15 protein-coding genes are annotated in these 18,043 nt (G+C 69.6%); 8 read left to right on the forward strand and 7 right to left on the reverse strand.

Features of this window, described 5'->3' with window-relative positions:
* Positions 1-143 precede the first annotated feature (143 nt).
* Together ABT170_RS00005 and ABT170_RS00010 are read left to right on the forward strand one after the other, a co-directional pair.
* Positions 144-980 (forward strand): helix-turn-helix domain-containing protein, encoded by an 837-nt coding sequence (locus ABT170_RS00005; RefSeq protein ID WP_329943461.1) that lies wholly within the window; start codon positions 144-146, stop codon positions 978-980.
* Positions 977-1,198 carry a DUF397 domain-containing protein gene (locus ABT170_RS00010; protein ID WP_351863102.1) on the forward strand — a complete coding sequence of 74 codons (222 nt, stop codon included), beginning with the start codon at positions 977-979 and terminating at the stop codon, positions 1,196-1,198. Before ABT170_RS00005 ends, ABT170_RS00010 begins: the two co-directional genes overlap by 4 nt.
* A 300-nt stretch (positions 1,199-1,498) precedes the next feature.
* On the opposite strand, the gene ABT170_RS00015 is transcribed toward ABT170_RS00010, so the two are convergent.
* The gene (locus ABT170_RS00015; RefSeq protein WP_351863104.1) at positions 1,499-1,972 is read right to left on the reverse strand and encodes a P-loop nucleotide/nucleoside kinase family protein; all 474 of its coding nucleotides are present in this window, start codon (positions 1,970-1,972) and stop codon (positions 1,499-1,501) included.
* Between the two features lie 154 nt (positions 1,973-2,126).
* On the reverse strand, positions 2,127-2,738 hold the full coding sequence (locus tag ABT170_RS00020) for an SMI1/KNR4 family protein (protein ID WP_351863106.1): 612 nt from the start codon (positions 2,736-2,738) through the stop codon (positions 2,127-2,129).
* A 209-nt stretch (positions 2,739-2,947) separates the two neighbouring features.
* On the opposite strand from ABT170_RS00020, the gene ABT170_RS00025 reads away from it, so the two are divergent.
* Positions 2,948-3,742 carry a hypothetical protein gene (locus ABT170_RS00025; protein ID WP_351863108.1) on the forward strand — a complete coding sequence of 265 codons (795 nt, stop codon included), beginning with the start codon at positions 2,948-2,950 and terminating at the stop codon, positions 3,740-3,742.
* A gap of 103 nt (positions 3,743-3,845) precedes the next feature.
* Here ABT170_RS00025 and ABT170_RS00030 read toward each other — a convergent pair whose 3' ends face one another.
* Both ABT170_RS00030 and ABT170_RS00035 read right to left on the reverse strand, forming a co-directional pair.
* Positions 3,846-4,472: a hypothetical protein gene (locus ABT170_RS00030; protein ID WP_351863110.1), complete on the reverse strand. Its 627-nt coding sequence runs from the start codon at positions 4,470-4,472 to the stop codon at positions 3,846-3,848.
* A 317-nt stretch (positions 4,473-4,789) separates the two neighbouring features.
* A complete protein-coding gene (locus tag ABT170_RS00035; protein WP_351863112.1) occupies positions 4,790-5,161 on the reverse strand; it encodes an SH3 domain-containing protein in 372 nt (123 codons plus the stop codon).
* 283 nt (positions 5,162-5,444) lie between these two features.
* Here ABT170_RS00035 and ABT170_RS00040 point away from each other — a divergent pair, with 283 nt between their 5' ends.
* From ABT170_RS00040 to ABT170_RS00060, 5 genes are all read left to right on the forward strand, one after another.
* A complete protein-coding gene (locus tag ABT170_RS00040; protein WP_329943454.1) occupies positions 5,445-6,461 on the forward strand; it encodes an ArsR/SmtB family transcription factor in 1,017 nt (338 codons plus the stop codon).
* 505 nt (positions 6,462-6,966) lie between these two features.
* Positions 6,967-8,115 carry a tRNA dihydrouridine synthase DusB gene (dusB, locus tag ABT170_RS00045; protein WP_329943453.1) on the forward strand — a complete coding sequence of 383 codons (1,149 nt, stop codon included), beginning with the start codon at positions 6,967-6,969 and terminating at the stop codon, positions 8,113-8,115.
* Positions 8,116-8,775: 660 nt separating this feature from the next.
* On the forward strand, positions 8,776-11,487 hold the full coding sequence (gene ppdK / locus ABT170_RS00050; RefSeq protein WP_329943452.1) for a pyruvate, phosphate dikinase: 2,712 nt from the start codon (positions 8,776-8,778) through the stop codon (positions 11,485-11,487).
* A gap of 598 nt (positions 11,488-12,085) precedes the next feature.
* The gene (locus tag ABT170_RS00055) at positions 12,086-13,117 is read left to right on the forward strand and encodes an ArsR/SmtB family transcription factor (RefSeq protein WP_329943451.1); all 1,032 of its coding nucleotides are present in this window, start codon (positions 12,086-12,088) and stop codon (positions 13,115-13,117) included.
* 149 nt (positions 13,118-13,266) lie between these two features.
* Positions 13,267-13,680: a VOC family protein gene (locus ABT170_RS00060; protein WP_329943450.1), complete on the forward strand. Its 414-nt coding sequence runs from the start codon at positions 13,267-13,269 to the stop codon at positions 13,678-13,680.
* A gap of 72 nt (positions 13,681-13,752) precedes the next feature.
* On the opposite strand, the gene ABT170_RS00065 is transcribed toward ABT170_RS00060, so the two are convergent.
* The 3 genes from ABT170_RS00065 to nirB form a co-directional block, all read right to left on the reverse strand.
* Positions 13,753-14,916, reverse strand: coding sequence for an alkaline phosphatase PhoX (locus ABT170_RS00065; protein ID WP_329943449.1), 1,164 nt, complete (start codon positions 14,914-14,916; stop codon positions 13,753-13,755).
* Between the two features lie 91 nt (positions 14,917-15,007).
* Complete coding sequence (nirD, locus tag ABT170_RS00070; protein WP_351863114.1) at positions 15,008-15,409, reverse strand: nitrite reductase small subunit NirD; 402 nt, start codon at positions 15,407-15,409, stop codon at positions 15,008-15,010.
* On the reverse strand, positions 15,409-18,042 hold the full coding sequence (gene nirB / locus ABT170_RS00075) for a nitrite reductase large subunit NirB (RefSeq protein WP_351863116.1): 2,634 nt from the start codon (positions 18,040-18,042) through the stop codon (positions 15,409-15,411). The genes nirD and nirB overlap by 1 nt, the downstream gene beginning before the upstream one ends.
* Position 18,043: the final 1 nt, after the last annotated feature.

Raw genomic sequence — 18,043 nt, forward strand, 5'->3', positions numbered from 1 at the left:
TGGGCATGCCCGTTCGGGGAACCGTTTTCTGCACACACGGTCGTGCCTCTCCGTAGCTGTTCCACTACCAAGGCGACCCAGCGTGACCTAGAGTCGGAACCTGATCAACATGGCCTAGCGGCTAGATAAGTTGGGGGTAGCGGGTGAACCTCAAAGAGCTGGACCCGGAGAGCAGTCCGCAGGCTGCGTTCGGCGCACGGTTACGCAGCTCACGCGAGGCACGTGGCTGGAAGCAGGACGACCTCTCCACCCGGATGGGCATTTCCAGCGGTCACATTTCGGGCGTTGAAACTGGTCGTAAGATGCCATCTTTACGCTTCGCGAAAGCTGCTGATGTGGTCTTTGGCGTGACAGATGCAGCGGTCACGTTTGAACGCCAGTGGCACGAGATGCAGCACGGCAGCTTGTTGGAGGGGTTCCCCGAGTACGTCGGGTACGAGGCGCGGGCTGTGGAGATCCGACTCTTTGAGTCGGGCCTGATCCCCGGTTTGCTTCAGACACCGGAGTACGCGGCAGCCCTTGAGGCGAGCAACGTGAGGCGAGGCTCCATCACAGCCGAACAGGCGCAGGAACGAGTCACGTTCCTGATAGATCGCCAAGCCGCATTGGTGCGACTACTGCCACCTCTGTTGTTCGTGGTGCTGGATGAGAGCTGTATCCGTCGGCCGATCGGCGGAGAGAAGATCATGGATCGGCAGTTGGCGCACTTGGTCAAGTTCGCTGAGGAGTCGAGCACCGTGTTCCAACTCGCGCCCTACGCCATCGGCGAGGAACGGCCGTTCAATCGCGCGGTCAATCTACTGACCCTGTCCGACCGCTCCGTGGTCTCCTATGTCGAGTCGCAGACGCATGGACACCTGGACCGCGAGATCACTTCCGTGGTGCCCCTGCTGAGGGCCTACCATCAGATGCAGGCACACGCGCTCTCCCAAGCAGCATCTGTTGACATGATCACTCAGGCACGAAGGGGTACCCCGTGACGACCGATCCCCAGTCTTCCCCGCTCCATTGGGCCAAGTCCTCGTACAGCGGCAACGGCGGTACCTGCGTCGAATGGGCCCCGCCGAACACGTCTGCTTCCGGCGTGGTTCCCGTCCGCGACTCCAAGCGCCCGCGCGGCCCCATCCTGGCTTTCCCCTCCGACGCGTTCGCGTCGTTCGTGGCGGGTGTGAAGGCCGGAGAGTTCGACGCCGTCTGAAGCCCCGATTCTTCGCCGAGCCGGACAGGCCCCATCGTGCGTTCGCATGGTGGGGCTTCGTCACGGCGGCCTGCCTCGTCACGCGCTTCGGCCCTTGACGACTGGTACGGGGGCGCCTGGACGCTCCTCCGCCTCATCGGGACCGGCCCGCAATCCGGTCCTCGGGACCGAGCCTGCTCCGGACACCGACGAATGGCGCCACCGCCTCCACGGCCGGGCCCTGTTCGCGAAGCGCCCACCCAGACGGCTCGACCCGAGAGGCCCGGCAAGTGGCTGTGAAAGGCGCTCTCCGCGCGTCGGCTATGACAGGGGCGGATCGAACAGGGCCAGTTCGGCGGGCGTCGGGGCCTCGAACTGGCTCTGGCACTCTCTGAGCAGCTCGGCCGTCAGTACGACCGAGCCCGGCTCCTGGTTGCGGAGGGCGATGCGCCGCTTCAGTTCCGCCATCGGCACCTTGAGGTAGCGCAGTTCGACCTCGGCCCCGAGCGCGCGAGCGCGGAGCCGCTTCTCGTCGCGTTCCGGACGCTGCCAGAACCCGTTCTCCAAGATCACAACCGCTCCGGAAACCAGCAGATCCTGGGCGTGCTGCCACAGGCGACGTTCGATACGGTCCCGGGCCTCACCGTCGAAGAGGTCGAAGCCCAGCTCCGTAAGCCATTCGTCCGGACACAGGCGCACAGCGGACAGCTCTCGCTCCAACTTCCTGGCCACCGTGGTCTTTCCGGCGCCGGGAAGACCGCACAGCAGCAGCAGCCTCGATCGTCGGCCGTCCATGATCACCTGTCCTTCATCGAGCCCTCGTGGAGATCATCGCTCCTGTGGTGGTGAAGGTGAAGCGAGTTTCACGTGCTCGCCGAGGAGGCACCCTCACGATTCCCTCTCGGCGCTCGCGCCGGACGAGAGTCGCCGAACGTGACCGCACGACCTGCTACCGGCCCGGGTAGAAGCCCGGAGCGCCCAGGTCCTGGAACCAGCCCGGTGGCTCGGGTGCGGTGAACGCGTCGGCCATCGCGTCCAGCCAGTCGGCGAACGTGGGGAAGTCCGGGGCGGAGTTGGTCAGGTCCTCCCAGTCCCCGCCCTCAACGTAGCGCGCGAGCCCGTTCCGATCGTCTTGGTGGTGGTAGTGGACCGGGTATTCGCCGCCCGCGTCCGGCTGGGTGACATCGAAGCACCAGACCGCCTCGCCGGCTGCGTCGGCCAGGGCGAAGCCGACCAGGTGGTTGGTGGACAGCCAGGGGGCCTCGCCGCCGCGGCCCACATGTTCGGGCATATGTACAAGTTCGGAGTTCAGCTCGGCGATGGCATCGTCACCGACGACGACGAACTCGATGTGCTCGCGTGCACAGGAAAAGGCGTTGTGCTCGGCGAGGAAAGCCCGGTAGCTCGGCGGAGCCGTCCAGTCGACGGTTCCGAAATGGGGCTTCAGTCCCGTCTCACGGTCGTGGACGGCTTCGGCGGAGGCGGGCTCCGACGCCGTGATGCTGACCGTTCCGGCTTCGGAAGCGAGGCGAAGGACTGCCAGGCTCTCGTGTATCGACATCGCCGTCCTTGGTCGGGGTGATCGTACGGCTACGTGGGCGTGGCCCAACAGTTCTGGCCAGGTGCCTGATTATGGCCGGTGACAGCGATCGGCGGGATCCGTGGAACTACCCAAGGCGAGTACGGCCTTCACGACGCTGGTGATCTGCTCGGTGCTGCGGCGGAGCGCACGGTGTGAGTCCTGCGGGGTCCGGTGGATACTGGCGTCCGATGACTTCCGAGACTTCCGGGACTTCCGACCGCGCGACGCGCCTTCGCGGACTCGCCCGTACGCTCACCGGCCGGTTCGGCCTCGGCTCCCACCGGCACGGCACCGTCGAGGCCGAGTGGTCCGAATCCGCACGCGCCTGGACGTTCGCGTGGACCGACGGGCCGACCGTCGCACAGGTGCGGGCGGCCTGCCTCGAAGCCGAGCCGACGGCGAGCGAGGGCGTCCGGTACGCGCGGACGCTCTCGGAGGACGCGGTCGCACTCGGCGTCGTCCGCCTGACGCTCTGTCCCGCCACCGACGCGAACCGCCGCCCCTTCCTGCGTCCGGCCGACATCGAGGCGCTGCTGAGGGACGAACCGTCCCCGGCTCCGCGCACGGAACGGGAACGCGCGCTCGTGTACGCCGTCCTCTACGAGATCCACGACGCGCACCACCGCAACCAGGCCCAGGCCGAGGAGATCTGCGACACCGTCAACCGGTACGGCCTGGCGGTGTTCTTGCGCCGGAGCGGAGCGGAGCTGTCCCCCGTCGAGGTCCTGACCGCCCACTACTCGGTGACGCACGCCCATCCCGCCTGGCGCCACCGGCTGGTCCCGATGGACGCCGTCGTGCTGTTCCGGGCGGTCCTGGAAGACCCGCGGGCGACGGCGGAGCTCGTCACCGCCGCCCTCGCCCTCCTGCCCGGACTGCCTGCCGAGTACGCCGAGGCCGAGGGCGAACTCCGAAGCCGCCTTGCGCGTACCGCGCCGCCGGTGCGGTCGGGGAAGGACGAGGGCCGCCGCCCCTCCTGCTGACAGGGCGCAGAGCCGGCTGACTGCCGTGGCCGCCGGGTTCGGTGCCGACCGGACAGCGGCGCGGGAGCCCCTGATGTGCCTGATCGCCGGGGCCCACCCCCCCTCACGCCTCGGCGGGCGCGCCACCTGCCTCCGGGCGCAGCACCGGCAGTCCGGCCCGCAGCCGTTCCAGGAACTCCGGCACGTCGATGCTCTCGTCCTCCGGGTCGACGACCTCGGCGACGAACGACTCCACGATGTTCTCGCTGTTGAAGTCCGCTTCGTCATCGTTGCCGTAGTTGTCCACCAGGCGAGCGCCGGGGGCGGAGACGCGGAGATCGTGGTCGTAGTTGATGACCCATGGGGTCTTCACGGTGCCGGTCTCCAGGATGCCGCTGTTGTAGTCGCCGTAGACGAGATGGGTGAAGGAGCCGCCCTTGATGTAGATCTCGCAGTCGCCGCCCTCCAGGGTCTCCGCCCGGGTGGTTCCGCCGACGTAGAGCCCCGGCAGAGACCCGTAGAGCGCGATCGGGCCGGACACCGTCAGATCGCCGGTGATCACCACCAGGTCCACGCCGTCCAGACTTCCGATCCTGGCGACGGCGTCGAGGAAGCCCCCCTCCAGCTCCAGATCGCCCTCGAAGAGCAGGACTTTGCCGTAGTCGCCCTCGAAGGAGGCGGAGAGGGCCGACACGAGGCGAGTGTCGGCCTCCGGGAAGGAGAGGCGTTCGGGCGCGGGGTTGTGGGTCATGCGGTCGACAGTAGGACACGGGTATGACAGTCCTTGGACGCCCTTGTGGTCGTCCGGCGCAGCGCCCCGGGCCCGTCGGGGGGCGGGCGGGGACTCCCGCCCTCCTGTCGGCGCCTGTCCCGCACATCCGTCGTCCGGTGGCATCGCAGTCCCTCGCGGTACGGGCCGTACCCGCCGATCGGCGGATACGGCCCGGAACGAACTTCCCCTCGACATCAGCCCGTTGCATCCGCGTCACCGGGGACGATCCACCGGAACACGTCACCCCGCAGTGGGGAGACCCGCCGATGGATCACGACCCGATGCGCGTCGGCCGGTCAGCACTGTGCGGTGGCGCCGCCGTCATCCAGGTAGGCGTCGTAGATCCACCCCAGGCTGCTTCCGTTGTCGTCCCGGATCCATGTCCAGGTGTTGCCGTAGCTGTTCACGGAGTAGCAGTCGTAGTGGACCGTGGTACCACCGCCGACGTACCCCACCGTGGTGCAGGCCCCGTACGGGCCGGTGTGTACGGCCGCGCTCGACGGGACCACGTTGCCCGACCCGCTGTCCTTGTTGGTGTGCGGCCAGTGGACGTTGCCGCAGGTGACAGCGGCCGTCCCGGTGGGAGCGGCCTGGGCCGGCACCGACAGGGTGCCGAACATCGCGGCTCCGAGACCGATGACTGCCAGAGTGGTGCGCAACTTGCCCATGTTCGTTCCTCTTCTCACTCGACCGGGACACACCCCTGGGATCGCGGGGGTGCCCATGGGAATCTCGCCGCCGAAGGCGGCTCTTGCGATCACTGCTGAAGTGCTGAAGTGCTGATGTGGCGATGTGGTGATGTACGGGTGGCGTTGCTGGCGCGTGCCACACGGGCCATCTGCCGGCTCCCCCGTGCCCGGCTGCGGCGTTACTCAGATTGCGCCGTCGGCGGCGGTCACGCGACGTGATTCGACGTAGCCCGAAGGACGGCGAATCGGGAAAATCGACGGCATGACCTTGCGGATTCACTTCACGGCTGCGGATCTCGCATGCACGCGGCTGGCACCGGCGCCCCGGCCGCTCCTGGAACTGGACATCGCGTTGCGCATCCTTCAGGAGCGGACGTATCCCATACGGTTCGGTGCCTGGCGGCGGGAGTCGTTCAAGCGTCTGTCGCCGCAGGTCCGCCTGCTCTTCGACCTGGTCCCTCCGACGGGGTTCTCGGTCGAGTTCCTCACTCCCGCGGACGCCGGAAGTCCCGAGGCGGTAATGGACAAGGTGCGCGCCACTCCCCGTCGGCAGATCCGCGGGGAGATGGAGCGGTGGGCGAGCCGCCGGCGTACGGTGCCGGCCTGGACTCAGCGGCTCGGCGACGATCCCGCGGTGTTACGGCAGCTCACCGACACCCTGGAACACGTCCATACGCAGGTGGTCGCGCCGTACCAGCCCCGGATCGACGTGCTGGCCGACGCGGACCGGGCTCTGCGGATGCTGCAACTGGCGGAGGGCGGTGTGCAGGCGCTGCTGGCCGGGCTGAACCCGCGGTGCGTACGGTGGAACCCTCCGGTGCTGGAGCTGACCATGGCCTCGGGAAGCAGCGGCGACGTTCACCTCGAAGGCCGTGGGCTGCTGCTGGTGCCGTCACTGTTCGGGGCGGTGTTTCCCGCCCTGGACGACGGAGCCGAGCCCCAGCCGTTCATGACCTTTCCGATCCGCCACGACGAGCGCGTCCTCGTTCCGCCGCAGGCACAGACCGCGGCCGTACTGGCGACGGTCCCCAGGGTGCTGTCCGCGCTCCTGGGACGCACCCGGGCCACGGTGCTGTGCGCGATAGCCGATCACCCCGGCTGCACCACCACACAGCTCGCCCGGCACGCGGGTGTTTCCCCCGCCAGCGCCAGCGAGCACGCCACCATCCTGCGTTCCACCGGTTTCACGGCCACCACTCGTCACCGCAACGCGGTCTTCCACACCCTCACCCCCGCCGGGACCGCTCTGCTCAACACCTCCTCCGCCCAGGCGGGTTGATCTCCACCTGGCTTCCGGACCGGCTCACCCCTCCCCGGGGAGAAAAGCCTCGTCAATGGAGGGCGATCTCCCTACCCTTGGTCCGAGCGGGGCTGCGCGCGTTCCCGCGGGTTGCGGTGGCGTGGCAGAGCGGCCCATCGCGATCGCCGTGGGCGAGGCCCCCCACGGCGACTGATGGAGACGGGGCGGGCCTGCCCCCGATCCGTCCGCGGGTTCGAATCCCGTCGGCACCGCGACCGACCCGGACTCGGCCGAGCGCGTCGAGCCGCCACGTCGGACCCGGTCCACGGAAGTCGTGGGCAGGGGCCCGGTCACGCACGGTGGTGTGACGCGGACCGCAGGGGCGCGGCCGGCACTGCGATCCCCGCTCGGCGCCCGACCGGGGGCTGAACGGCGCCCGCTCGGCGCCTGACCGGGGGCCTGCTCGGGGCGTGGGCCGGGGCCCGGCCCGCTCGCGGCCGACCGCCCGGCACAGCGGTTTCCCGGGGTACGGGACAATGGGGGAATGACCACGCTCGCCCCCTCGCTCCCGCAGCTCCGTATCGGCCCGCACACCGTGCAGCCGCCGGTGGTGCTCGCCCCCATGGCCGGTATCACCAATGCCCCGTTCCGGACCCTGTGCCGGGAGTTCTCCGGGGGCAAGGGGCTGTTCGTCAGCGAGATGATCACGACGCGGGCGCTGGTCGAGCGCAACGAGAAGACCATGCAGCTGATCCACTTCGACGCGAGCGAGACCCCGCGCTCCATCCAGCTGTACGGAGTGGACCCGGTCACCGTCGGCAAGGCGGTCCGGATGATCGTCGACGAGAACCTCGCCGACCACATCGACCTGAACTTCGGCTGCCCCGTTCCCAAGGTCACCCGCAAGGGCGGCGGCTCCGCGCTCCCGTACAAGCGGCCCCTGCTGCGGGCCATCCTGAACCAGGCCGTCTCCCACGCGGGTGAGCTGCCGGTCACCATCAAGATGCGCAAGGGCATCGACGACGACCACATCACCTATCTCGACGCGGGCCGCATCGCCGTCGAGGAGGGCGTCACGGCCGTCGCCCTGCACGGCAGGACCGCCGCCCAGCACTACGGCGGCACCGCCGACTGGGACGCCATCGCCCGGCTCAAGGAACACGTCCCGGAGATCCCGGTCCTCGGCAACGGCGACATCTGGTGCGCGGATGACGCGCGCCGGATGATGCGCGAGACGGGCTGCGACGGCGTCGTCGTCGGCCGCGGCTGCCTGGGGCGGCCCTGGCTCTTCGGTGACCTGGTGAGCGCCTTCGAGGGCACCACGACGAGGCAGGCGCCGGCCTTGCGCGAGGTCGCGGACGTCATGCTGCGCCACGCGACGCTGCTGGGGGAGTGGATCGGTGACGAGACCCGTGGCGTGATCGACTTCCGCAAGCACGTGGCCTGGTACCTCAAGGGATTCGCGGTCGGTTCCGAGATGCGCAAGAAGCTGGCGATCACCTCCTCGCTGGAGGAGCTGGGCAGCCAGCTGGGCGAACTGGACCTGGACCAGCCGTGGCCGGACGGCGCGGACGGGCCGCGCGGGCGTACGTCGGGCAACAACCGGGTCGTCCTGCCGGACGGCTGGCTGAAGGACCCCTACGACTGCGCGGGCGTGAGCGCCGACGCGGAGCTGGACACCTCGGGCGGCTGAGCCCGCCCCGGGCCGGTTCGGCGCTCACGCGCCACCGGAGCTTCGGAGCCATCACGGTGGAGCTTCGGAGCCGTCACGGACCGCAGTCATGAAGGGCAGGAGGCAGGCACCCGGTGCCTGCCTCCTGCCCTCGCTCGTTTGAGCGGCGAATTCGGCAAGGTTCGACAGGGTTCGGCGGAAAAACGTCGACGACGTGCCCTCATGGGTCGTCTTGACGGTGGGGTCCCCGGGTATTTATCGCTCTCGGTGATTTGGGAGTGACCCACTGGCGTCCCTGGGGCGTCCGGATGGTGACATCTGAGCATCGCCTGTAGCGTGATTCGCGCCACTCCTGAGGTGGTGTTGGCTCAGATGAGCGCCCGATGAGGGGGTGTACTTCTCAAATGGTGGCACTGGGTGCCAGGGGGCTTTGTTTTGATCGATCGACGCCTTCGTTACGCACTGTCGATGGGTGGGGCGAAAACGCGAGCTGTCCGTATCTGTTCATTCAAGAAGTGAAGACAGTCACCGGATCGGCGGAAGACCGTCGTCACTTTCGATCTGCTGGCGGACGGGTGGTTGAGGCCGCATGACGCGCAAGTGGACGTACCCAGACACCTTCGATCTGGGTATGTTCCTCGCCGTCAGGGCAGCCACCGCGTCCTCGAGGAGTCGAGACCCGTGTCGGAAAACAAAGATCCCCAGAAGTTCGTCTACGACTTCACCGAGGGCAACAAGGATCTGAAAGACCTTCTGGGCGGCAAGGGTGCGAACCTCGCCGAGATGACCAACCTCGGGCTGCCCGTCCCTCCGGGCTTCACGATCACCACCGAGGCCTGCAAGGTCTACCTCGACAGCGGCGAGGCGCCCACGGCGCTGCGCGACGAGGTGAGCGCGCACCTGGCGGCGCTCGAAGCGCGGATGGGCAAGCGGCTCGGCCAGGCCGACGACCCGCTCCTGGTGTCCGTCCGTTCCGGTGCCAAGTTCTCGATGCCGGGCATGATGGACACGGTCCTCAACATCGGCCTCTCCGACGCCTCCGTCGTCGGTCTCGCCGCCCAGGCCGGCGACGAGCGCTTCGCGTGGGACTCCTACCGCCGCCTCATCCAGATGTTCGGCAAGACCGTCCTCGGGGTCGACGGAGACCTCTTCGAGGAGGCTCTGGAGCAGGCGAAGGCGGCCAAGAAGGTCAGCGTCGACACGGACCTCGCCGCGGCCGATCTCAAGAAGCTGGTCGCGAAGTTCAAGAAGATCGTCGGCGCGGAGGCGGGACGCGACTTCCCGCAGGACCCGCGCGAGCAGATGGACCTCGCCATAAACGCGGTCTTCGATTCGTGGAACACCGACCGCGCCAAGCTCTACCGCCGCCAGGAGCGCATCCCCGGCGACCTCGGAACCGCTGTCAACGTCTGCTCGATGGTCTTCGGCAACCTCGGTCCCGACTCCGGTACGGGCGTCGCCTTCACCCGCGACCCGGCCAGCGGCCACCAGGGCGTCTACGGCGACTACCTCCAGAACGCGCAGGGCGAGGACGTCGTCGCCGGCATCCGCAACACGGTGCCGCTCGCCGAGCTGGAGTCGATCGACAAGAAGTCGTACGACCAGCTGATGCAGATCATGGAGAAGCTGGAGACCCACTACAAGGATCTCTGCGACATCGAGTTCACCATCGAGCGCGGCCAGCTCTGGATGCTCCAGACCCGGGTCGGCAAGCGCACCGCCGGTGCCGCCTTCCGGATCGCCACCCAGCTCGTCGACCAGGGCCTGATCGACGAGGCCGAGGCCCTCCAGCGGGTCAACGGGGCGCAGCTCGCCCAGCTGATGTTCCCGCGCTTCGACGACGAGGCCGCCACGGAGCTGCTCGGCCGCGGCATCGCGGCGTCCCCGGGCGCAGCGGTCGGCAAGGCGGTCTTCGACTCGTACACCGCCGTCAAGTGGTCCCGGTCCGGCGAGAAGGTCATCCTCATCCGCCGTGAGACCAACCCGGACGACCTCGACGGGATGATCGCCGCCGAGGGCATCCTGACCTCGCGCGGCGGCAAGACCTCGCACGCGGCCGTCGTCGCCCGCGGCATGGGCAAGACCTGTGTCTGCGGCGCCGAGGACCTGGAGGTCGACACCAAGCGGCGCCGGATGACGGTGGGCGGCCGGGTGATCGAGGAGGGCGACATCGTCTCGATCGACGGCTCCACCGGCAAGGTGTACCTCGGTGAGGTACCCGTCGTACCGTCCCCGGTCGTCGAGTACTTCGAGGGCCGGATGCACGCGGGTGCCGACGACGCCGACGAACTGGTCGCCGCCGTGCACCGGATCATGGCGTACGCGGACCGGGTGCGACGGCTGCGTGTACGGGCCAACGCGGACAACGCCGAGGACGCCCTGCGCGCCCGGCGCTTCGGTGCCCAGGGCATCGGCCTGTGCCGCACCGAGCACATGTTCCTCGGTGAGCGCCGCGAGATGGTCGAGAAGCTGATCCTCGCGGACACCGACGCCGAGCGTGAGGCCGCGCTGGCCACCCTGCTGCCGTTGCAGAAGGCCGACTTCATCGAGCTGTTCGAGTCGATGGACGGGCTGCCCGTCACCGTCCGGCTGCTCGACCCGCCGCTGCACGAGTTCCTGCCCGACATCACCGAGCTGTCGGTACGGGTCGCGCTCGCCGAGTCCCGCAAGGACGCCAACGAGAACGATCTGCGTCTGCTCCAGGCGGTGCACAAGCTGCACGAGCAGAACCCGATGCTGGGGCTGCGCGGTGTACGTCTGGGACTGGTCATCCCCGGGCTGTTCGCGATGCAGGTGCGCGCTATCGCCGAGGCTGCCGCCCAGCGCAAGAACGCCAAGGGCGACCCGCGCCCCGAGATCATGATCCCGCTCGTCGGTACGGTCCAGGAGCTGGAGATCGTCCGCGAGGAGGCCGACCGGGTCATCGCGGAGGTCCAGGCCGCCACCGGGACCAATCTGAAGCTGACCATCGGCACGATGATCGAGCTGCCGCGCGCCGCGCTGACGGCGGGCCAGATCGCCGAGGCCGCCCAGTTCTTCTCGTTCGGGACGAACGACCTGACCCAGACCGTGTGGGGCTTCTCCCGCGACGACGTCGAGGCCTCGTTCTTCACCGCGTACCTGGAGAAGGGCATCTTCGGGGTGTCGCCGTTCGAGACGATCGACAAGGACGGTGTCGGCGCCCTGGTGCGCAGCGCCGTCGCGGCGGGCCGGGCGACCCGCCCCGACCTCAAGCTCGGCGTCTGCGGCGAGCACGGCGGCGACCCGGAGTCGGTGCACTTCTTCCACGAGGTGGGCCTGGACTACGTCTCCTGCTCGCCGTTCCGTATCCCGGTGGCACGCCTGGAGGCGGGCCGGGCCGCCGCGCAGTCGAAGGGCAGCGACAGCCGCTGAGGCGGGACCGGGGCCACCTCGTACGCCGAGGGCATCCCCGGACACCGACGGCCGCCACGGCCATCACCGAGGACCACCACCCAGAAGCGGCGGCACCCTGTGCGGGGGTGCCGCCGCTCGCATTTATGCATCGCGTGCATAAATGCGGGGTGTGCGCCCCGCGGACGCATGTCGCACGGACGCATGTCACGCGGGCACATGCCGTGTGGAGATGTGCCGTTGGGAGTTGCGTGGTGATGTGCGATACGGCGCTCAATCCGCCCCCACCCGATCCCATTGCTCCGTTTGGTAAGCAAAGAAAAGAGAGGCGGGGGACCGGGGTGCGGCCCATGGATCCCCACCCATGGGCCGCACCCGGCTTACCCCCGCCGGGCACGGAGCCGCACCGTCGCCGACCGCCGCCGAACACACAAAGCCCCCCACGGCCTTCACGCGTTCTTCCGGTGGCGCCGGATTCGTACCCGACGACGTACAGCCTTTCGGGTGAAGCGGAGCGGGGCGAGGCGTTTCAACTGTGGCCGAAACCCCGTGGTGACCTCGCGTGACTGCCCGCATACCCTTTGGTGGGGGCGATTGCGGTTGCAAGGGGTGGGGAACGGTGCTGCGCATCCATGTGTCCGGGGCGGACCTTTCGAAGGTCAGGATGGCCACCAGGCCGGACGCATTATGGGAAACCATTCTCAGTTTCCATCGATTGAGAGACCGGCGTGCTTCCACGGTGTTCGGTAAATGGCGTACGGAATCCCGGGCTCGGTTGAATGGTGAAGTACATATGCTGGCCGCGGTAGTTCCGCCGCGTGGCTATTTCCCGGATTTCCTGACGCCTTCCCGGGAAGGCGCGGAACCATTCGGCCTCGATGTCGGAATAGAAGCCCTGCGCGACACCCCTGTCGACCGGCTCCGCCATGAACTGGGCCTGCTGACGGCCGGGCGGCTGCGGGGCGGGCATCCGCCGTGCGGGCGGGGCCTGTCCACGGCCGGGCGCTCACCGGACGCCCTGCTGGAGGCCCTCTCCGCGGGCACGGAGCCGCTCGGCCGACTCATAGGCGCCCTGCGCAGCTACCACCGCGCCGCCGTCGAGCCGTACTGGCCGCACATCCGGGCGAGCATCGAGGCCGACAGGGCGGTCCGCGGGCGGGCTCTGCTCGACGGGGGCACGGACGGGCTGCTGGCCACCCTGCCGCCCATGATCCGGTGGCGCTCGCCGGTGCTGGAGGCGGACTATCCCGTCGACCGCGAGCTGCATCTGAACGGACGGGGGCTGCTCCTCCAGCCGTCGTTCTTCTGCCGGGGTACCCCGGTCGTCTACCGCGACCCCAGGCTCCCGCCCGTGCTGGTCTACCCCGTGACCCACCACGGCGCCCCCGTCTTCGCCGAACCCGGCCCGTGGCTCGGCCGGCTCGTCGGGCACACCCGCTCCGCCGTCCTCCAGGCCATCGGCAGCGGCTGCACGACGAGCGAACTGGCCCGCAGGGCGGGGGTGTCCATCGCGTCGGCGAGCCAGCACGCCTCCGTGCTGCGCGAGGCGGGCCTGGTCCTCACCCTGCGGCGCGGCACCTCGGTCATGCACACGCTCACCCCGCTGGGCGGGTCGCTGCTCAGGGGCGGTGCTCCGCTCGCCCTTCCCTGAGCCGGGCGGGGGTCTTCCCGTCGCTGGGCGACGACTTCCGCGCGGACGTAACGTGGAGCACGTCACGGCGTGACAAAGCACCGCAAAGAGCGCATTGTGCCACGGTGATGCGGCGGCACGGCGCCACCGAGAGGAAATGCGAGACAGCCATGCCTCAGATGATCTTCGTGAACCTGCCGGTGAAGGACCTGGAGGCGTCGAAGAACTTCTTCGGGAAGCTCGGCTACGGCTTCAACCCGCAGTTCAGCGACGAAACAACGGCCTGCCTGATCATCAGCGACACGATCTTCTTCATGCTCATTACCGAGTCGCGCTTCAAGGAGTTCACCAAGAAGGAAATCGCCGATGCGGAGAAGACCACGGAAGTCATCCTCTGCCTGAGCGCCGACAGCCGCGCCAAGGTCGACGAGATGGCCGATGCCGCGCTCGCTTCCGGAGGATTCCCCGCCAACGACCCCATGGACGAGGGCTTCATGTACAGCCGCTCCTTCGAGGACCCGGACCACCACCTCTGGGAGGTCATGTGGATGGACCCGGAGGCCGTCGAGGGCGGGCAGACCTGACCCGGCAGCCCCGGCAGCCCCGGCAGCCCCGGCAGGCCCCGGCATCGCGCACGGGGCCCGCCGCCCGCCGCGTCAGCCGCGGAACGGGCCCTTCACCTCGTACGTGATGCCCCCGGACGAACTCCCGCTGGTGCCGCGCTGCGAGGAGAAGTAGAGCCGGGTGCCGTCCGGGGAGAAGGCGGGACCGGTGATCTCGGAGCCGGACTGGCCGGTGATCCGCAGGAACGGGGCGACGATGTCGTCCGGCGTGATCAGGCAGATCTCCATGTTGCCGCCGTCCTCCGCCACATAGAGGTCGCCGGAGGACGACCGGGTGACGTTGTCGACGCCGGTCAGCGGGGCGCCGCCGGACACCAGGGAGTCGTCGTAGGCGAGCGAGAGGGACGAGGCGTCGGCGTCGTACGCCCACACCCGGTTGTCGCCCTTGGTGGTGAACCAGCAGGTGCCCGCCGCGTAGAAACAGCCCTCGCCGCCGTTGAAGACCTTGGCGCCGGAGACCTGGTAGCGGGTCTGGGTGGGGGACCCGTCCGGGTCGGGGACGGTCTCCCAGGTCACCGGGCCCGAGGTGCCGGTGCCCGCCACCAGCACCTGAAGGGTGCCGCTCGCGAGGTCGCCCCAGGTGGTGGGGCGGAAGCGGTAGAAGCGTCCGTCGGACTCGTCCTCGGTGAGGTAGACGTAACCGTGGTCCGGGTCGGACGCCGCCGCCTCGTGCTTGAAGCGGCCCAGCGCGGGCCGGCGCACGGCCGCGTCCACGCCCCAGGGGTCGGTCTCGTAGACGTATCCCCGGGTCACCTCCTCGCAGGACAGCCAGGTGTTCCACGGGGTCTTCCCGCCCGCGCAGTTGTTGTTGGTGCCGGACAGGATCCGGTACGCGGAGGTGACGTTGCCCGAGGAGTCGAAGCGCACGGCGCTCGCCCCGCCGCCGCTGCCCGAGGACACCTCGGCGTTGGAGACATAGATCCAGCCGGTGCCGTCGGCGTACGTCGCCCCGCCGTCGGGCGCGCTGTGCCAGGCGTACGAGCTGCCGCTCACGGTCTGGCCCGAGCGGGCGATGATCCGGCTGCTGAAGCCGCTCGGCAGCTGGATGCCGTTGCCGTTGGCCGCCTGCAGCGCGCCGTACGGGCCGGTGCCCGGCTGGGCCGGGTCGGCGAGGGCGGCGCCCCGCCACAGGGTGCCGCCGAAGGCCGCCGCCGAGGTGCCGATCACGGCTGTGCGCAAGAAGGTCCGACGTTCCACGATCACTCCACGAATGTCGTGAGGGCCCGCCGGTCCGGTCGGCCCGGCGAGTCGCGCGTCAGGACAGTAGAGCGATCACGTTGACGGTGCGTCAACAACCGGTGAACGGCTCGCGGATGAGGTTGGTCCGTTCGGACGCCAGACGCACCCCGAACACCGGTACACGCGCCTCGTCGTCGTCCAGACAGGCGCCCGTGGCCAGGTCGAAGCGCTGCTTGAGCAGCGGAGAGGCGACGAACGGCCGCCCCCCGGCCGAGCCGAGCAGACCGCGCGAGAGGACGTACGCCCCGGTGAACGGGTCCCGGTTGCCGATCGCGTACGCGCGGCCCGCCCGGTCCGTGAACAGGGCGGCCTGCCCGCCGTCCGGGAGCAGGACGGCGACCCCCCGCCCCGGTGTCAGCAGCGCCCGCTCGCAGACCGTGAACCACCCGGCCCCGTCCGCGAGCTGGATCACGCGGGTGTCCCGCGCCGTCCCCGTGGTCAGGTCCGTCATCAGGAGGCGGTCCCTTCGAGCGTGCGGACGGCGAGCACCGGTCCGGCGAGGATGTCCAGGTCGGGCTTGATCTGATCGCGCTCCGGGACGAACCTCACCGAGGGATCGGGGGCGTCGGGGGCGTTGACGAAGGTGACGAAGCGGCGCAGCCGCTCCGGATCGCCGAGGGTCTCGGCCCACTCGTCGCGGTAGCCGGCGACATGGCCGGCCATCAGCCGCTCCAGCTCCTCGCAGAGCCCCAGCGAGTCATGGACGACGACGTCCCGCACATGGTCCAGGCCGCCGTCGATCCGCTCCAGCCAGGCCGAGGTGCGCTCCAGCCGGTCCGCCGTGCGGATGTAGAACATCAGGAACCGGTCGATGAGACGCACCAGTCCGGCGTCGGAAAGATCCTGGGCGAGCAGGTCCGCGTGCCGGGGAGCGGCGCCGCCGTTGCCACCCACGTACAGATTCCAGCCGCCCGCCGTGGCGATGATCCCGAAGTCCTTGCCGCGCGCCTCGGCGCACTCCCGGGCGCAGCCGGACACGGCGGACTTCAGCTTGTGCGGTGCGCGCAGGCCCCGGTAGCGCAGTTCCAGGCCGATCGCCATCCGCACGGAGTCCTGCACGCCGTAGCGGCACCAGGTCTGCCCCACACAGGACTTGACCGTGCGCAGCGACTTTCCGTACGCGTGGCCGGACTCGAAGCCCGCGTCCACGAGCCGGGTCCAGATCAGCGGCAGCTGGTCCACCCTGGCGCCGAACAGATCGATCCGCTGACCGCCGGTGATCTTCGTGTAGAGGCCGAAGTCCCGGGCCACCTCACCGATCACGATCAGTTTCTCCGGGGTGATCTCCCCGCCCGGAACGCGCGGCACGACCGAGTACGAGCCGTTGCGCTGGAGGTTGGCCAGGAAGTGGTCGTTGGTGTCCTGGAGTGCCGCCTGCTCGCCGTCCAGCACATAGCCGCTCGCGCCGACCGCGGGGGCCAGCGAGGCGATGACCGAGCCGACCGTCGGCTTGCAGATCTCGCAGCCGTCCCCGCCGCGCGCCGCCTCCCGGCCGTGCGAGTCGAGCAGGGCCGTGTACGAGGTGATGCCGAGGGTGCGGACGATCCCGTACAGCTCGCCGCGGGTGTACGCGAAGCAGCCGCACAGCCCCTTGTCCTCGCTCCGCGGCAGCAGTTCACCGATCACCTTCACGCAACTGCCGCAGCCCGTACCGGCCCTGGTGCACTTCTTCACCTCGGGCAGGGTGGTGTGCGCGCGGATCGCGCCCTTGGTGACGTTGTGGCAGGAGCAGATCACCGCGTCGTCCGGCAGCGCGGACGGGCCGAGGGCGACCGGGGCGCCGGCCCCGGCGGGCAGCACCAACTGCTCGGGGGCCACCGGCAGGACCGTGCCCGTCATCGGCCGCAGCGTGCCGTACTGGCCGGCGTCCCCGACCAGTACCCCGCCCAGCAGGGTGCCGTCCCGCCCGATGACCAGCTTCTTGTAGACCCCGGAGCGGGAGTCCGCGTACACCACGTCCAGCGCGCCCTCGGCGGCGCCGTGCGCGTCACCGAACGAGGCGACGTCCACACCGAGCAGCTTCAGCTTGGTCGACGGATCCGCGCCCGTGAACGCGGCCCGCCCGCCCGCGATCACCTCGGCGGCCGTCTGCGCCATCTCGTACCCGGGCGCCACCAGGCCGTACACCCGGCCGTCCGAGGCCAGCGCGCACTCGCCGATCGCGAACACCGCGTCGTCCGACGTACGGCACTCCTCGTCGACGACGATCCCGCCGCGTTCCCCGACCGCGAGACCGCAGTCGCGGGCCAGCCGGTCCCGGGGGCGTACCCCCGCCGAGAAGACCACCAGATCGGTGGCGAGCGTGGAGCCGTCGGACAGCGCCATTCCGGTCACCGCGCCGTCCCGGCCCGCGGTGACCTCCTGGGTGCCGACGCCCGTGTGGACACTCAGCCCCATGTTCTCGATGGTGCGCAGCAGGGCCGCGCCTCCGCCGTCGTCGATCTGGACCGGCATCAGCCGGGGGGCGAACTCCACGACGTGCGTGTCCAGTCCGAGCCCCTTGAGCGCCCCGGCGGCCTCCAGCCCGAGCAGCCCGCCGCCCACCACCGCGCCGGTCCGCGCCGTCCTCGCGTACTCCTCGATCGCCAGCAGGTCCTCGATGGTGCGGTAGACGAAACAGCCCTCGGCGTCCCTGCCGGGCACCGGCGGGACGAAGGGGTACGAGCCGGTCGCGAGCACCAGCGTGTCGTACGCGAAGGTCCGCCCGGACCGTGAGGTGACCGTGCGGCCCGCGCGGTCGACCGTCTCGGCCGGGTCGCCCAGATACAGCTCGATGCCGTGCCGGGTCATGAAGTCCGGCTCGGCGAGCGACAGTTCCTCCGGTGACTTCCCGGCGAAGTACGAGGTGAGCCGCACCCGGTCGTAGGCGGGGCGGGGCTCCTCGCAGAGCACCACGACCCGGGCGGTGCCGGCGCCGGGGGTCAGCCCGCGGTCGGCGAGAGCTTCCAGGAACCGCTGGCCGACCATGCCGTGCCCGACGACCACGATGGCCGGTACGGCGGGGGCGTGCACGGAGGCGGGGGCGGGAACGGCGGCGCGTACGGAGCCGGCGGCGGGGGCGGTCGGGGGAGTGGGCACCGGCATC

It is taken from the genome of Streptomyces sp. NPDC001787 (assembly GCF_040297465.1).
Classification (GTDB): Bacteria; Actinomycetota; Actinomycetes; order Streptomycetales; family Streptomycetaceae; genus Streptomyces.

Excerpts from the sequence above, each read along its gene's own strand:
- ABT170_RS00020 (WP_351863106.1), bottom strand. The coding sequence starts at position 2,738 with ATGTCGATACACGAGAGCCTGGCAGTCCTTCGCCTCGCTTCCGAAGCC.
- nirB (WP_351863116.1), bottom strand. The coding sequence starts at position 18,042 with ATGCCGGTGCCCACTCCCCCGACCGCCCCCGCCGCCGGCTCCGTACGC.
- ABT170_RS00015 (WP_351863104.1), bottom strand. The coding sequence starts at position 1,972 with ATGGACGGCCGACGATCGAGGCTGCTGCTGCTGTGCGGTCTTCCCGGC.
- ABT170_RS00025 (WP_351863108.1), top strand. The coding sequence starts at position 2,948 with ATGACTTCCGAGACTTCCGGGACTTCCGACCGCGCGACGCGCCTTCGC.
- ABT170_RS00060 (WP_329943450.1), top strand. The coding sequence starts at position 13,267 with ATGCCTCAGATGATCTTCGTGAACCTGCCGGTGAAGGACCTGGAGGCG.
- nirD (WP_351863114.1), bottom strand. The coding sequence starts at position 15,409 with ATGACGGACCTGACCACGGGGACGGCGCGGGACACCCGCGTGATCCAG.
- ABT170_RS00040 (WP_329943454.1), top strand. The coding sequence starts at position 5,445 with ATGACCTTGCGGATTCACTTCACGGCTGCGGATCTCGCATGCACGCGG.
- dusB (WP_329943453.1), top strand. The coding sequence starts at position 6,967 with ATGACCACGCTCGCCCCCTCGCTCCCGCAGCTCCGTATCGGCCCGCAC.
- ABT170_RS00035 (WP_351863112.1), bottom strand. The coding sequence starts at position 5,161 with ATGGGCAAGTTGCGCACCACTCTGGCAGTCATCGGTCTCGGAGCCGCG.
- ABT170_RS00030 (WP_351863110.1), bottom strand. The coding sequence starts at position 4,472 with ATGACCCACAACCCCGCGCCCGAACGCCTCTCCTTCCCGGAGGCCGAC.